The following is a 15,742-nucleotide window of genomic DNA, read 5'->3' as shown; positions in this document are numbered from 1 at the left end:
CCGTTTGCTGCTTGACGAAGGACGCCGCAAGAAGGCCCGATTCCGCAACCCAGCGCATGTCCTTCGGTCGCTTTCCACGCCGAAGCAGAATCGCTCGTTCTCGAAGCCGTCGCTCAGGCGGCCACGGATGAGGCAACCCCTGCCCCTTGCCTGGAAGCGCCAGCGCACGACCGAATCGACAGGCCCAACGCGCGTGCTACTTCCGCAGGATCTTCTCGAGCGCCTTTCCCTTGGCAAGCTCGTCCACCAGCTTGTCCATGTAGCGGATCTTCCGCATCAGCGGGTCGTCGACTTCCTCGACGCGAACGCCGCACACGACGCCCTTGATCAGGCCGACGTTCGGATGCAGGGCCGGGGCCTGAGCGAAGAAGGTCCGGAAGTCGTTCTCCTGTTCGATCTGCCGCTGCATTCCCGCCAGGTCGTAGCCGGTGAGCCAGCAGATGACCTGGTCGACTTCTTCCTTCGTGCGATTCTTGCGTTCCGCCTTCTTGACGTACAGCGGGTACACCTTGGCGAACGGCATCGCGAAGATCCGGTGCTCCGGCATCGTCATTTCTCCTTCATGCCGGCCGGAATGTGGGCATCCGGCCGGGTGCGGGCTCGACTCTACAAGTTCTGCCGGGACTTCGACAGCGTGCAACAACGCTCAACCGCGCTCAATCGGGCGACGCTTTCAGGGCTTCTTGTCCACCGGCGCGATCAGCACCATCGCCCCGTCCTGGCCACGGCGGATGCGCAGCCGGGTCCCCTCCAGCAACCGTTCCAGCGCCGCGTCGGGCGTGGCCTTGCCCCTGACACCCCGCGTCGACAGTTCCATGACGTCCTCCACCTTGTAGATGAGCTGCACGCCCGACTGCGCGATGTAGGCGTCCAGCGCGGGCTTGAGCGCGCCGCTGCCCACGTCAAACTCGCGGGTCAGCGTGAGGCTCCATGACGGGCCCGCCATCAGGACGCCGGAGACCGCAAGGGCCAGGGCGAGGTGTCGGCTGGACTGCGTGGAGAGGGAGGGACTCTGCCTCCGGCTTCGATTCATTTGGATGTGCTTCCCGCGATCTGATTTTTCTTGTGACCTGTGTGAGACGAGCCAGACCACGGATTCCGGTAACGGCCGCGCCGCATTTCGGCGGCGGCCCGCAGGTATTTGCACCGCGCGTTACCGGAAATTGCGCGGCCGTTCGTCTCACTGTCTGTCGCCAATCCCGGCGGCCCGTCGCCACCCCACCCCGCCACTCGCAGGAGCGCTCTTTTGGTTCTCAGTGACTTGGACACCTGGTTCGTCAGGGAAGTGCTTCCCATGGAGGCCGCGCTCACGCGGTTTCTTCGGCGCAACTGGCGTGACGACGCCGAAATTCCCGACCTGCGCCAGGACGTTTACGTGCGTATCTATGAATCGGCCGCCAAGGCCCTCCCCGAGCTGGTCAAGCCTTTTGTCTTCGCCACCGCCCGCAACCTGCTGATCGACCGGGCACGGCGGGCCCAGATCGTGTCCATCGAGATCATTGCCGACCTCGACGCGCTCGATTTCTCGGCCGACGAGCTCACCCCCGAGCGCCATGCCGCCGGCCGCGGTGAGCTGCGGCTGCTTCAATCGGCGCTGGACGCGCTGCCCTCCAAGTGCCGCCGCGTGGTGGAAATGCGCAAGATCGACGGCCTCTCGCAGCGCGAGGTGGCCACGCAACTGGGCATCACCGAAGACACGGTCGAGCGGCAGGTGTCGCGCGGCGTACGGGCCCTGGCAGATGCCATGCTTTCCAGCGGCGTGCAGCTGGACACCAAGGCCTTCGGCCGGGCACAGAACGACAAGAGGCTCTCACCATGACGGAAGCCGAACGCATCGAATCCGCCGCCGCCGACTGGCTGGCACGCCGCGACAGCGGCCACTGGAGCGACACCGACCAGCAACAGCTGGACGGCTGGATCGCCGAGTCGATCGCGCACCGCATCGCCTGGCTGCGCCTGGAGAGCGTGTGGCAGCGCAGCGACCGGCTGGGCGCGCTGCGCGCACCGCCGGTACCCGCGCCGGCACCGGCACCGGCGCCCGAGGCATCGCTCATTCCCCTGCCCGTGCGTGCGCCCGCGGCCGGCCCGTCGCCGCAGGCAACCGGCGCCCGCTGGCTGCCGCGCTTCTCCGCGCAACGCATCGCGGCCGGCATGCTGCTGGCGGCTGCCGGCTTCAGCTGGCTGGGCTGGCGCTACACGCAGGACTGGCAGAGCGAGAGCTACGCCACCGCGGTGGGCGCGCGCCAGCAGGTCGCGCTGGCCGACGGCTCCGTGCTCACGCTGAACACCGCCACGCACCTGCGCACCCTGGTGAACGGCAGCGGGCGCAAGGTGTGGCTGGAAGACGGCGAGGCCTACTTCGACATCGCGCACGACAAGAAGCATCCCTTCGTGGTGATCGCCGGCGACCGCCGCATCACCGTGCTGGGCACGCGCTTCGTGGTGCGGCGCCAGGGCGACCAGGTGAACGTGGTGGTGGAGGAAGGCCGCGTGCAGATCGCATCGGCCCAGGACGAAAAAAGCAGCAAGGCCGTTGCGCCCACCCTCCTCACGCGCAACCAGGCGGCAGTGGCCAACGCGGGCAACGTGCTGGTGGTGCCGAAGGCGCCCAAGCAGATCGACGACGAGCTCAGCTGGCGCCAGGGGAAGCTGGTGTTCGACCAGACCACGCTGGGCGACGCGGCCACGCAGTTCAACCGCTACAACACGCACAAGCTGGTGATCGCCGACGCGGCCGTCGCGCGCATCCGCATCGGCGGCAGCTTCGATGCGAACAACATGGGCGGCTTCGTGGCGTTGCTCAAGCAGGGCTTCGGCCTTGCGGTGCAGGACAACGGCAACGAAATAAGAATTTCAAACTAGCTTATTACCGGAATGTGACGGGGCATTCGTCTCAGTGGGTACCCAAACAAATACCACGCTGTAGATCATGAATCGAATCGAGCAAAGCGCTACCCTGCCTTCCGTGCCGTCCGTGAAGAAGAGCAAACGGGTGATCCTCCGGCCCCTGGTCATCGCGGGCACCTGCGCGCTGATGGGCGGGCTGTCCACGCAGGCCCAGGCGCAGGGCCAAGGCCAAGGCCAGATGCAGGCGCAACAGAGCTTCGACATCGCCGGCGGCGACCTGAAGAGCGCGCTGGACGCCTACGTCGCCCAGGGCGGCGTGCAGCTGATCTACAAGGTCGACGACGTGAAGGGCTTCGCAACGCGCGGCGTGAAGGGCGCGCTGGCGCCGCAGGAGGCGCTGGCGCGCATCCTCGAAGGCACGCCGCTGCTCACGCGCCGTGGCGACGACGGCGCCGTGGTGGTGTACACCGCCGCGCCCGTGGCGGCGCGGCCGGCGACCGAGGAGCCGCAGTCGCTCGACAGCGTGACCGTGACGGCCACGCGCCGGCGCGAGCCGGTGCGCGAAGTGCCGATGCAGGTGAACGTGATGAAGGCCGAGACGCTGGAGCGCGCCGGCGCCAAGAACCTGGCCGATTACGTGGCCGAGCAGCCGGGCGTGAACCTCACCAGCAGCGGCAGCGTGGGCGGCACGCTCACCATGCGCGGGCTGACCATGGGCCCGGTGCAGGGCATCGCGACCGTAGGCGTGTATGTGGACGACGTGGCCACCGGCCTGAGCTCGGCCGGCGCGAACGGCGGCAACACGCCGCTGGACATGGGCATGCTCGACCTGAACCACATCGAGGTGCTGCGCGGCCCGCAGGGCACGCTGTACGGCGCGGGCGCCATGAGCGGCGTGCTCAAGTACGTGACCAACCAGCCCGACACCATGGAGTTCGCGGGCTCGGTGAAGTTCGGCACCTCGTGGACCCAGGGCGGCGGCCCGGGCTTCACGACCGCCGCGGTGCTCAACGTGCCCCTCAAGGAAGACGTGGCGGCCGTGCGCTTCGCCGCCTTCACCGACCAGGTGGGCGGCAGCTACGACGCCGTCGGTCCCGCGCGGGGCCGCAAGGTCGACCGCGGCCACACCGACGGCGGCCGCGTTTCGCTGCTGCTCACGCCCACGCGCGAACTCACGGTGCGCCTCACGGGCACGGTGCAGGACGTGCATCGCAAGGGCCTGGGCTTCGAAGAGATGGACAAGCGCACGCTGCGCCCCTGGACGCGGGAGCGCACGCGCCAGCTTTCGGCCAACGAGTCGTTCCGCAACCTCACACAGCTGTTCGGACTGGACGTGGAGTACGACTTCGGCTGGGCCCGCCTGAACTCGATCACTTCCGCGCAGGATGTGAAGATCAACAATACGGTCGACGTCACCGGCCTGTACGGGCCGGCGTTGAGCGCGCTGCGCGTGCCGGTGGCCTCGGTGCCGATCAACAGCACCGTGGAGCAGCACCGCGTCAGCCAGGAGTTCCGCCTGACCTCGCGCTCGGGCACCACCATCGAGTGGCTGGCGGGCCTGTACCTGAACCGCGAGCGCGGCAGCAACAACGGCGCCATGGACGCCAACCTGATCGCAGGCCTGGGCAGCCTCGGCCTGCTGACGTCGACGCAGTCGTCGCGCTACCGCGAGGAAGCGGTGTATGGCGACCTCACCTGGAACGTGACGCCTGCGCTCTCGCTCACCGGCGGCCTGCGCCTGGCGCGCAACAACCAGAAGTACGCCAGTCGCCAGACCGGCCAGCTCGTCGGCCCGGTCGCCGCCGATGCGGCCGGCACCTCGTCGGAAAGCCCCACCACCTACCTGGCCGCGGCCAAGTACACGCTGTCGGAGACGAGCACCGCGTACTTCCGCGCGGCCAGCGGCTACCGCCCCGGCGGTCCCAACGTGCTGAAGGCCAGCACCGACCGCAACGTGGTGCAGCCGACGTACAGCTCCGACTCGCTGTGGAGCTACGAGCTGGGCTACAAGGCCGACCTGCTGGACCGCACGCTGTCGCTGGAAGCGGCGCTGTACGACATCGAGTGGAGCGGCGTGCAGCAGCCCACGCGCAGCGGCGGCTTCACTTTCGTGACCAACGCGGGTGCGGCGCGCATCAAGGGCAGCGAGCTCACGCTCAACTGGAAGCCCAGCAAGGAGTGGCGCTTCACCGCCAACGCCGCCGCCATCGACGCGCGCCTGACCGAGGACGCCACGGGCCTGGGCGCCAAGGCCGGCACGCGCCTGCCGCACACGCCGCGCTTTGCCACCACGCTGGGCGTGACGCGCAACTTCAGCCTCGCCGATCACCCGGCCTACGTCGGCATCAGCGCGCGCTACACCGGCAAGCGCGATGCGGGCTACCGCGGCAGTGCGGCCCTGCCGAGCATCATGATGCCGGCCTACACGCTGGTCGACCTGCAGGCGGGCATCGACTTCAAGACCTTCAGCGTCTCGGCCTACGTGCGCAACCTGACGAACCGGCGCGGCATCGTGTCGATCGAAACCGGCCTCAACGCAAACCCGAACCTGGTGACCGCGGCGCTCGTGCCGGCGCGCACCATCGGCTTGAACGTCAACGTTCCGTTCTGACATGTCGGGCCTCCCACCGTTCGCGGCACCGATGCCGCTGGATGCGGCCGCCCCCACGGCCCTGGAAACGACCCGCAGGGCGCCCACCAGCGCCTGGTATGCGCTGGCGGTGCTCATCATTGCGACCGTGCTGGGGTCGATCGACAAGGTCATCCTCACGCTGCTGACGGAGCCGATCCGCCAGACGCTGTCGCTGTCCGACACGCAGCTCGGGCTGCTGCAGGGCGCGGGCATCGTGCTCTTCACCGGCATCGCCACCTTGCCGCTGGGCTGGCTCAGCGACCGCTACGACCGGCGCGTGGTGCTCGCCGCCTGCGTGGTGCTGTGGAGTGCCGCCACGGCCATGCGCGGCACGGCCATGGACTACGGCGTGCTCTTCGTCGCCTCCGTCGGCCTGGGCGTGGGAGAGGCGGGCCTCACGCCCATCACCAACAGCATGATCCCCGACCTGTTCCCGCGGGCGCAGCGGGTGCTGGCCAATGCGGTGTTCGCGCTGTCGGCCATTTTCGGCAGTGCGCTGGGTGCGCTGCTGGGCGGCACCATCGTGCACCTCACCAACGACCTGCGGCCCTGGCTGCCCGTGTCGATGCAGCAGCTCGAAGCCTGGCGCCTCACCTTTTTCGTGCTGGCCTGCGCCGGCATTCCGGTGACGTTCCTGGTGCTGTCGATACGGCGCACGCCGCGCGGCGGGGTACAGGAAGCAAAGCCCGGCACACCGGCCGCTCCGAGCGCCGGCGCGGCGGCCACCACGACACTGCGCCAGCACCTGCGCCTGCACTGGCGCACCTTCGCGGGCCTGGTGGTCGGTGTGGGCCTGACCGGCGTGGGCCTGAGTTCGCTGGGCACCTGGTTGCCGATCGTCACGGCGCGCACCTACGGCGTCACGCCGGTGCAGATGGGACAGGGCATGGGCCTGGCCTTCCTGTGCGGCACGGTGGCCGGCGGCCTGCTGGGCGTGCTGTCGATGCGCTACGTGCAGCCGCGCATGGGGCCGGCCGCAGCGCTGCGCCTGATCATGCTGGGCAATCTCTCGGCGGCGCTGATGTCGACGCTGCTGCTGTTCACGAGTTCGGCCAACCACAACTTCATGCTGCTGGGGCTGCTGGTGGTGCCGCTCATCGGCAGTGCGGTGCTGCTTCCCAACGTGCTGCAGGACGCGGCGCCGCCGCACCTGCGTGCCCGCACCATCGCCATGCTCACGATGGCCAGCCTGCCTTTCGGCGTGGTGGGTCCGCTGGTGGTCGGCATGTTGTCGGACGCACTCAAGTCGGTGCCCAACGGCCTGGCGGTGTCCATCGTCGCGACCACGCTGGTCGGCGGCAGCCTGGGCGCCATGGTGCTGCGCGCCACAGAGGGCCCGTTCGTGCGCCTGATGCGCGAAGCGAAGCCGAACTGAGCCTGCTTCTTCGAGATTTCGCTCCCCCCTTCCATCGTTCGTCATTCCTCCATGTCACAACCACACCCTTCAACCTCTCTTCCTGACACCGCTTGCGCGCTGGCCGCCATCGACGCGCTGGTGGCGCCCCTCAACCGCAGCGACGCGCCCGGCCTGGTGCTGGGCATCGCGCGGCACGGCCGCCTGCTGTACCGCCGCGCCGTCGGCATGGCCAGCCTGGAGATGGGCGTGGCCCTCGCGCCGACCACGCGCATGCGCATCGCCTCCACCAGCAAGCACTTCACGGCGATGGCCGTGCTGCTGCTGGCCGAAGACGGCCTGCTCGATGTGGAAGACGCGGTGCAGAAATACCTGCCCGAGCTGCCCCAGCTGAGCGCCAACGGCCCCACGCTGCGCCACCTGCTCACGCACACCAGCGGCTGGCGCGGCCACGACGAGCTGTGGGCCATTGCGCACGGCCTCACGTTCACGTTGCCCGGCCCGGGCCTGCCGGCCATGGCGCGCCAGAGCGCGCTGAACTTCGAGCCCGGCACGCACATGGTCTACAGCAACGGCGGCTACTTCCTGCTGGCGAAGATCGTCGAGCGCGTGAGCGGCCAGAGCTTCAACGACTTCCTGAAGGCGCGCCTCTTCGGCCCGCTGGGCATGGACGACACCTCGTCGGTGCAGACCGACCTCGACATCGTTCCCGGCATGGCCGGCCTGTACATGCCCGCGCCCGGCGGCGGCTGGCGGCGCGGCCTGTACCCGTGCGAACTCGACGGCGGCGGCTCGCTGGTGTCGACGGCGGACGACATGCTGCGCTGGCTCGCGCACATGCACGGCAGCGAAAAGATCGTGGGCAGCGCGAAGAGCTGGGCCCTGCTGTCGGCGCCCACCACGCTGTCGTCGGGCTCCACGGTGAACTACGGCTTCGGGCTGGCGCGCCACCCGTACCGCGGCGTCGAGATCGTCCACCACGCGGGCGCCGTGCTCGGCGCGCAGTCGCAGATGATCAGCGTGCCCAGCCACGGGCTGGACATCATCGCCATGGTGAACGGCGCGCCCGTGTCGCCGGGGGCGCTGGCCCTCAAGGTGATCGAGCTGCTGCTGGGCGACGCGCTCGCGCCGCCCGAAACGCGCCCGCTGGCCAGCGCCTTCCCCGCGCTGCCGGGCCAGCGCTACCACGCACCCGCCACGGGCTGCCTGCTGGGCTTTGCGGACGTGGCCGGCAAGCTGGCGATGTCGTGGCAGGCCGGCGAGGCGAAGCCCATGAACCAGGGCGACGGCAAGCTGTGGCTGGGCCTGCAGGACCTGCCGACGAACGACCTCGTGCTGGCCACCGCCGACATCGATCCGCAACGCGCACCCGACGCACTCGTGCTGCACGAAGGCGGCCAGCCGCACCGCTTCGAGCGCCTGCCCGAGACCGCGCCCGACGCCGCGTCGCTCGCCGAACAGCTGTGCGGCGACTACACCAGCCCCGACCTCGATGCCACCGCGCGGATGGCGCTGGTGGACGGCAAGCTGCTGCTCACGGTGCAGGGTCGCCACGGCCAGCACGCGTGCGTGCTGACGCCGCTGTCGGACGACGTGATGACGCTCGCCTCGGTCGACCCGGTGCTGTCCCAGCTGGGCAAATCGGTTCTCAACGTGGAGCGCAAGAACGGGCGGGTCGTGGGACTGCAGTTCGCCACCGCGCGCTCGCGAAACATCCACCTTGCCCGCCAGGAGCCCCGCGCATGAAGTTCTTCACCACCCTGTTCGCCACCGAGACCAACACTTTCGTTTCGGCCCCCACCGGCCTGGGCAGCTACGAGGAATACGGCATCTTCCGCGGCGATGCGAGCACGCGCGACGCGGCCGGCTACGGCCTGTACGCGGTGGAAGTGCGCAGGCAGCTGGCCGCCGAAGGGCATGAAACGGTCGAGAGCCTGCTGGCCTTCGCGCAGCCGCTGGGGCGCACCGTGCGCAGCGTGTACGAACGCCTGCGCGACGAAATCCTGGACGACCTGCGCAAGGCCGGCCCGGTCGACGGCGTGATCCTCGTGCTGCACGGCGCGATGGTGGCCGATGGCTACGACGACTGCGAAGGCGACGTGATCTCGCGCGTGCGCGACATCGTCGGGCCCAAGGTGCCCATCGGCGTGTCGCTCGACCTGCACTGCCACTTCACGCAGAAGATGCTGGACGCGGCGGACGCGATCATTTGCTACAAGGAATATCCGCACACCGACGCGTTCGAGCGCCTGAGCGAGCTGATCCGCATCGTGGTCGACACCGCGCAGGGCCGCGTGCGGCCCGTGACGGCCGTGCACGACTGCCGCATGGTCGGCAAGTGGCACACCACGCGCGAACCGATGGCCGGCTTCGTGCGCCGCATGCAAGCCGCCGAGAAGCAGCCGGGCGTGCTCTCGGTGTCGCTGGGCCATGGCTTCCCGTGGGCCGACGTGCCCGAGTCGGGCGCCAAGCTCTGGGTGGTGACCGACGACGACCCCGTGCTCGCCGCGAAGCTCGCCGAAGAACTGGGCCGCGGCTTCTGGGACCTGCGCCACGAGACCGGCGTGCCCTCGCTGTCGATCGAAGAGACGCTCGCCAGGGCCATGGCCACGCCGGACGGCCCCGTGGTCATTGCCGACACCGCCGACAACCCCGGCGGCGGCGCCACCAGCGACAGCACCTTCATGCTGCGCGCGGTGGTCGAGCGCGGCATCGGCGACGTGGCTTTCGGCGGCGTATGGGACCTGGGCGCGGTGCAGCTGTGCCGCGACGCGGGCGAGGGCGCGAGCTTCGAGCTGCGCCTGGGCGGCAAGTGCGGCCCGGCCTCGGGCGACCCGATCGACCTGCATGTGACTGTCAAGCGCGTGGTCGAGGCGCATTCGCAGGGCGGCCTCTCGGGCGTGCGCACGCCCATGGGCCCGTGCGTGTGGGTGCAGGCGGCCGACGGCGTGGACATCGTGCTCATCAGCAAGCGCAACCAGGTCATCGGCGCCGACCTCTTCACGGGCCTGGGCATCGACCTCGCGGCCAAGAAGCTGGTCATCGTGAAGTCGGCGCAGCACTTCCATGCGGAGTTCGGCCCCCTTGCCAAGTCGGTGCTGTACGTGTCGACGCCGGCCTCGCTGAGCACCGACTTCGCCAACCTGCCCTACCGCGTGCGCGACCTCGACTACTGGCCGCGGGTGGAAGAACCGAAGCGCCCGGCACCGGCGGCCAAGCCGTGGCAGCTGCCCGCCCCCGGCGAGCTGTACATCGTGGACGGCCGCGCCATGCACCTGCAGCGCAGCGGCCCGGCGCCGGCCGGCCCGCTGCAGCCCACGCTGGTGATCGAGGCCGGCGGCGGTTGTGCCTCGTCGACCTACGGGCGCCTGCAGCAGGTGCTGTCGGCGAAGTACCCGGTGGTGAGCTACGACCGCGCCGGCATGGGCTGGAGCGAGCCCGACCCCGAGCCCTTCGACGGGCGCCGCAACTCGCGGCACCTGCACGCGCTGCTGACCGCGGCCGGCGTGACGGGCCCGGTCGTGCTGGTCGGCCATTCGCTGGGCGGGCTGCTGAACCGGATCTACACGGGCATGTATCCCGAGCAGGTGGTGGGCGTGGTCATGCTCGACGCGAGCCACCCCGACCAGAGCGAATCGTTCAGGCAGCCGCTGCCGCAAGCGCACCTGGATGCCGAGCGTGCGAAGCGCGCCGGCTTCCAGGCCGGCGGAGAGCCGCCGCCGGAGATGGCGCCGATCGAGGCCATGTTCGCGGACCTGCCCGGCATCGCGCGGCAGCTGAAAGCCACCTACACGCCGGAGACCCTCGACACGATGGTGTCGGAGCACACGGGCCTGCCGCAGGTCGCGCAGCAGGCCGCGGCATCGCCCGACCTGGGCGCGCGCCCGGTCGCGGTGCTGTGGGCGGCGCTGGACAAGTTGCCGCCGGGCGGCGAAGGCGCCACGGAAGTCCAGCGGCGTTGGCCCGAATACCAGCTGGACCATGCGGCGCTGTCGACCCGGGGCCGCGTGCAGCTGGTGGAGGGCTCCGCGCACATGACGCTGGTGCTGCTGCCGCTCTTCGTGCAGCAGATCGCGCAGGCGGTCGACCTGATGATGGCGGAGCTGGGATGGTCGCGTTGACGCAGCCTTCGCACACCGTGCTGTCCGAACTCGTCACGCCGGCGCTGCTGCTCGACAGCGCCGTGCTGGAGCGCAACTGCGACGCAATGGCGCAGCGCGCCGCGCGCCACGGCGTGGCGCTGCGCCCGCACCTGAAGACCTCCAAGTCGGCCGACGTGGCGCGCTTGGCCACGCGCGGGCACAGCGGCGCGATCACGGTGTCGACCGTGGCCGAGGCCGACTACTTCGCGCGCCACGGCTTCGACGACCTGACCTACGCGGTAGGCATCAGCGCGGGCAAGATCGAAGCGCTGCACCGCATCCAGCGCGTGCACGGCGCACGCCTCACGCTGCTGGCGGACCGCGTCGAAGCGGTGCGGGCCGCGGCCGCGCGGGCGCGCGCGCTGGGGGCGCGCTTCAGGCTGCTGGTCGAGATCGACACCGGCGGCGGCCGCGGCGGGGTCGCGCCCGGCGACGACGCGCTGCTGGCCATTGCCGGCGAGGTGCAGCGCAGCGGCTCTCTCACGCTGGCCGGCGTGCTCACGCATGCCGGCCACAGCTACCACGCCAACGGACTGGCCGCGATCCGCGACATTGCCGAGGCCGAGCGCGCGGGCGCGGTGCAGGCGGCCGAGCGGTTGCGCGCGGCCGGCTTCGCGGTGGAGGTCGTGAGCGTGGGCGCCACGCCCACGGCGGTGTGCGCGCAGCGGCTGGACGGCGTCACCGAGATGCGCCCCGGCGTCTACACCTTCTTCGACCTCGACCAGGCCGCGCGCGGCATCTGCGGCATCGAGGACATCGCGCTGTCGGTGCTGGCCACCGTGATCGGCCACAACCCGCGCTCGCGCCGGGTGCTGATCGATGCGGGCGGGCTGGCGCTGTCGAAGGACGAGTCCGCCGCGGAGTTCCGCGACGGGCTGGGCTTCGGGCTGGTCTGCCACGCGGGCAACACGCGGCCCCTGCCCGGGCTGCGCGTGGCCGAGCTGCACCAGGAGCACGGCCTGATCGCCTGCGAGGACGAAGGCGCGGGGGGCACGGCGACAGGTGCGAACGAAGCGCTGCAGGCCATGTTCGACGCCCTGCCGATCGGCAGCCGCGTGCGCATCCTGCCGCACCACGCCTGCATGACGGCTGCCCCCTACGACCGCTACCACGTCGTGCGCGGCACGGGCACGCAGGTGCATGCCGTGTGGGGCAAGGCCTGCGGCTGGCATGCGGCGGAACACGGCGCCTGAGCCGGGACACGTTTAGTTTTTTTGGAGTCACTCATGATGAAAACCTTCTGCGCACGGCTGATGGCCGCGGCCGCACCGCTCGTTCTGGCGTTCTCCCTGACGGCCGTGCCGCATGGCGCCCATGCACAAGCCGCGCCGGCACCGGCACCGGCACTTTCGACCAGCCCCGATGCTTCGGCAACGGCAACGGCACCGGCGGCCGCAGCACCCGCAGCCGTCGCGCCGGTGGCCGCCGCATCGGCCGCGGCGCCGACAGGCGCCTCGGCCTCCGCGCCCGCCAAGGTCGACAACCCCTACGGCGTGGGCGCGCTCTGGGCCCAGAGCGACCTGGTGGCCAAGACCGTGCTGCTGATCCTCGCGATCATGTCGATGGGCAGCTGGTACGTGATCGTCACCAAGCTGCTCGAGCAGATGCGCATGGGCCGCCAGGCGAAGGAAGTCGACAACGAGTTCTGGAACGAAGGCACCGTGCAGGCCGGCACCGCGCGGCTGGCCGAAGGCAGCCCGTTCCGCTTCATTGCCGATGCGGGCGTGCACGCCACCCGAAAGCACGACGGCCTGCGCGGCAAGGTCGACTTTGCCGACTTCGTCGACCTGTGCATCCACCGCGCCACGGAACGCGTGCAGCGCCGGCTGAGCAACGGCATGTCGCTGCTGGCCACCGTGGGTTCGACCGCGCCTTTCGTGGGCCTGTTCGGCACGGTCTGGGGCATCTACCACGCGCTCACCGCCATCGGCATCGCCGGGCAGGCGTCGATCGACAAGGTGGCGGGGCCGGTGGGCGAATCGCTCATCATGACGGCCATCGGCCTGGCCGTGGCCGTGCCCGCGGTGCTGGGCTACAACTGGCTCCTGCGGCGCAACATCACGGTGATGGACGACGTGCGCGAATTCAGCGGCGAGCTGCATTCGGTGATCCTGGCCGGCAGCGCACCGGCCTGAGGGCGGCACCGCCATGGCGATGAACATCCCATCCGCCGGGGGCGACGAGGAACAGGCCATTGCCGCCATCAACACCACGCCGCTGGTCGACGTGATGCTGGTGCTGCTGATCATCTTCCTCATCACCATTCCGGTGGTCAATTACTCGGTGCCGGTGGACGTGCCCAAGCAGCGCAACGAGGTGCGCGAGAGCAAGCCCGAGACGGTGGTGCTGTCGGTGGACGCCGCGGGGCGCATCTACTGGTACGACACCCCGGTGCGCGACGTGAATGCGCTGGCCGACAAGCTGAAGAAGGTGGCCGCGCTCACCCCGCAGCCCGAGGTGCACATCCGCGGCGACTGGCACTCGGACTACGAGCCTGTCGGCAAGATCATCTACGCGTGCCAGTCGGCCGGCATCGTCAAGGTGGGCTTCATCACCGAGCCCCCCGCGCGCAACTGAGAAGGCACAGCCATGCGAAAAGAAAAACAGGGGCGCCGCAGCGGCGCGCCGTCCGACGAGCCCATGATGGACATCAACACCACCCCGCTGATCGACGTGATGCTGGTGCTGCTGATCATGCTGATCATCACCATCCCCATCCAGCTGCACGCGGTGAACCTGAACATGCCCAACGGCAACCCGCCGCCCAGCGACCTGAAGCCCGAGGTTCTGCGCATCGACATCGACGCGCGCAGCACGGTGCTGTGGAACGGCGAGGCCGTGGCCGAGCTCGAAGAGGTGGAGCGGCGCTTCGAGCAGGTGGCCGCGCAGCCGGTGCAGCCCGAGGTGCACCTGCGCCCCGACAAGCAGGCCAAGTACAACGTGGTGGCCGGCGTGATGGCCTCGGCGCAGCGCTCGGGCCTGACCAAGCTGGGCATCATGGGTTCGGAGCAGTTCATCCCATGAGCCGCACCAACGACTTCGACCCCAAGTCGCGCTTCGGCCCCGTGGGCATCGGCGTGATGGTGCTGTTCCACGTGCTGGTGGGCTATGCGCTGGTCTCCGGCCTGGCGCGCCAGGCGGTGGAGATGATCAAGAAGCCGATGGACGCGACGATCATCGCGGAGGTGAAGCTGCCCCCACCTCCGCCACCGCCTCCTCCCCCGCCGCCCAAGAAGGTCATCAAGCAGGAGACGCCCAAGGCCCCGCCGCCACCGAAGCCGGCCTATGTGCCGCCCCCGGCCGTGACGCCGCCGCCGAGCACGGCGCCCGCCATCACCGCGGTGCAGACCACCGAGCCGGCGGCACTGCCGCCCGCCGCGCCGCCTGCGCCACCCGCGCCGCCAGCCCCTCCGGCACAGGCGACCTCGACGGACATTGCGGTGGCATGCCCCAGGCAGGTGAAGCCCGAGATGCCGCGCAAGGCGCTGGACGAAGGCATCAGCGGCGTGGTGAAGGCCGAGGTGCGCATCAAGGGCGGGCGCGTGACGGAGGTGCGCTTTCTGTCGGGCCCGCGCGTGTACCAGTCGGCGGTGCGCTCGGCCATGATGCGCTACGAGTGCCAGAGCACCGGCGACGCGGAGATCCTGGCGACGCAGGAGTTCGTCTTCAGGATCGAGTGATCGGCATGGCGTGCTTCACGCGTGACCGGGTGACAGCGGCTTCTGTCGCCCGATCGCAATGTGCGGGCAAGCGAAGCCCGGCGCGGCGCTCCCTAGCGCGCTGCCGCGGTCTCCCTGAGGCACGCCACCAGCAGCAGCCCCGCGGGCGTCTGCTGCCGCCCGCGCAGCGTGATGATCCCCACGGGCGGCAGCTCGATGGGAATGCGGATCTTCAGGATGCGGACCAGGCCCTGCTTCTCGAGGTGCTGCGCCACGCTGCGCGCCAGGAAGCCGACCGCGGGCCGCTCCTGCAGGCCCGTCAAGGTGACCAGGAACGACGCGGTCTCGATGATGTCCGCGGGCGGGTCGATCCGGTGCTTGTAGAACATCTGGGCCAGCTTGGAGCGCGATGAGGCCCAGGGCGGCGGGACGATCCAGGCTTGCTGTGCGAGCATGTCCCAGGTCGGCTTGGCGGTGCCGGCGATGGGGTGGCCGGGGCTCACGACGATGCACATGGGCTCGGTGTAGAGCGCCTCGGTGTCCAGGTCGGGCGAGGCATAGCCGGGCTCCAGCCGCCCGACGATCAGGTCCAGCTCGCCCACGCGCAGGCGCGGCAGCAGCCGCGTGAGGTCGCCCTCTTCCACCATCACGGTGGTCAGCGCCGAGCGCGCCTTGAGCCGCTGGATCGCGGGCATCAGCAGGCTCGGCGTGGCCACCACCATCGCGCCCACGCTGGTGCGCCCGACGCCGCCACTGGCCACGGCGCCGATCTCGTCCTGCGTGCGCTGGTAGTCGGCCAGCACCGAGCGTGCGAAGCGCACCGCGGCGTTGCCGTAGGCCGTGGGCACGGTGCCGCGCGTGGAGCGGTCGAACAGCTGGCGTTCGAACATGCGCTCGATTTCGCTGAGCATCTTCGAGACGGCCGGCTGCGTGATCGACAGGAACTCCGAGACGCGGCCCAGGTGCCGGAACTCGTCGAGCGCCACCAGCAGCTGCAGGTGCCGCAGCTTGAGGTTGGAACGGAGAACGCGATCGATCTGGCTCATCGGATTGGGGGGAAAATCTTCATAACCTGGAGCTTATGAAGAGAGTCCACTATTTCATTGGA

The 15,742-nt window shown here is 69.8% G+C and carries 14 protein-coding genes; 11 read left to right on the top strand and 3 right to left on the bottom strand.

All coding sequences use genetic code 11. The annotated features are described in order from the left end of the window. Window positions 1-196: 196 nt before the first annotated feature. Together BM004_RS24915 and BM004_RS24910 are read right to left on the bottom strand one after the other, a co-directional pair. Window positions 197-547, bottom strand: a complete 351-nt coding sequence (locus BM004_RS24915) for a DUF2200 domain-containing protein (protein ID WP_093217769.1) — start codon at window positions 545-547, stop codon at window positions 197-199. A gap of 126 nt (window positions 548-673) precedes the next feature. Beyond that, window positions 674-946 carry an STN domain-containing protein gene (locus BM004_RS24910; protein WP_143072494.1) on the bottom strand — a complete coding sequence of 91 codons (273 nt, stop codon included), beginning with the start codon at window positions 944-946 and terminating at the stop codon, window positions 674-676. Window positions 947-1,294: 348 nt separating this feature from the next. Here BM004_RS24910 and BM004_RS24905 point away from each other — a divergent pair, with 348 nt between their 5' ends. The 11 genes from BM004_RS24905 (at window position 1,295) to BM004_RS24855 (ending at window position 14,655) form a co-directional block, all read left to right on the top strand. After that, a complete protein-coding gene (locus tag BM004_RS24905) occupies window positions 1,295-1,819 on the top strand; it encodes an RNA polymerase sigma factor (RefSeq protein ID WP_093217694.1) in 525 nt (174 codons plus the stop codon). Then, window positions 1,816-2,862 carry a FecR family protein gene (locus BM004_RS24900; protein WP_093217692.1) on the top strand — a complete coding sequence of 349 codons (1,047 nt, stop codon included), beginning with the start codon at window positions 1,816-1,818 and terminating at the stop codon, window positions 2,860-2,862. Before BM004_RS24905 ends, BM004_RS24900 begins: the two co-directional genes overlap by 4 nt. A gap of 130 nt (window positions 2,863-2,992) precedes the next feature. Continuing rightward, entirely contained in the window at window positions 2,993-5,458 is a 2,466-nt protein-coding gene (locus tag BM004_RS24895) for a TonB-dependent receptor (RefSeq protein ID WP_143072493.1), read from the top strand. A gap of 1 nt (window position 5,459) precedes the next feature. After that, window positions 5,460-6,854: an MFS transporter gene (locus BM004_RS24890; RefSeq protein WP_093217689.1), complete on the top strand. Its 1,395-nt coding sequence runs from the start codon at window positions 5,460-5,462 to the stop codon at window positions 6,852-6,854. A 51-nt stretch (window positions 6,855-6,905) separates the two neighbouring features. Next, entirely contained in the window at window positions 6,906-8,579 is a 1,674-nt protein-coding gene (locus BM004_RS24885) for a serine hydrolase domain-containing protein (protein ID WP_093217688.1), read from the top strand. After that, window positions 8,576-10,954, top strand: coding sequence for an alpha/beta fold hydrolase (locus tag BM004_RS24880; protein WP_093217687.1), 2,379 nt, complete (start codon window positions 8,576-8,578; stop codon window positions 10,952-10,954). Before BM004_RS24885 ends, BM004_RS24880 begins: the two co-directional genes overlap by 4 nt. Continuing rightward, window positions 10,942-12,168 (top strand): alanine racemase, encoded by a 1,227-nt coding sequence (locus BM004_RS24875; protein WP_093217685.1) that lies wholly within the window; start codon window positions 10,942-10,944, stop codon window positions 12,166-12,168. The genes BM004_RS24880 and BM004_RS24875 overlap by 13 nt, the downstream gene beginning before the upstream one ends. 33 nt (window positions 12,169-12,201) lie before the next feature. Then, the gene (locus tag BM004_RS24870; protein WP_371270487.1) at window positions 12,202-13,110 is read left to right on the top strand and encodes a MotA/TolQ/ExbB proton channel family protein; all 909 of its coding nucleotides are present in this window, start codon (window positions 12,202-12,204) and stop codon (window positions 13,108-13,110) included. 13 nt (window positions 13,111-13,123) lie between these two features. Beyond that, window positions 13,124-13,552 (top strand): ExbD/TolR family protein, encoded by a 429-nt coding sequence (locus tag BM004_RS24865; RefSeq protein WP_093130667.1) that lies wholly within the window; start codon window positions 13,124-13,126, stop codon window positions 13,550-13,552. 12 nt (window positions 13,553-13,564) lie between these two features. Continuing rightward, window positions 13,565-13,999, top strand: coding sequence for an ExbD/TolR family protein (locus BM004_RS24860; protein WP_093130668.1), 435 nt, complete (start codon window positions 13,565-13,567; stop codon window positions 13,997-13,999). Then, a complete protein-coding gene (locus BM004_RS24855; RefSeq protein ID WP_093217684.1) occupies window positions 13,996-14,655 on the top strand; it encodes an energy transducer TonB in 660 nt (219 codons plus the stop codon). The genes BM004_RS24860 and BM004_RS24855 overlap by 4 nt, the downstream gene beginning before the upstream one ends. A 92-nt stretch (window positions 14,656-14,747) precedes the next feature. On the opposite strand, the gene BM004_RS24850 is transcribed toward BM004_RS24855, so the two are convergent. Beyond that, a complete protein-coding gene (locus tag BM004_RS24850; RefSeq protein WP_093130670.1) occupies window positions 14,748-15,680 on the bottom strand; it encodes a LysR family transcriptional regulator in 933 nt (310 codons plus the stop codon). Between the last annotated feature and the right edge of the window lie 62 nt (window positions 15,681-15,742).

The organism is Variovorax sp. OK212, assembly GCF_900112425.1.
In the GTDB taxonomy this organism is placed as follows: domain Bacteria; phylum Pseudomonadota; class Gammaproteobacteria; order Burkholderiales; family Burkholderiaceae_C; genus Variovorax.
Note: the sequence above shows the minus strand (reverse complement) of the source record. Positions and strands in the feature narration are given on the sequence as shown.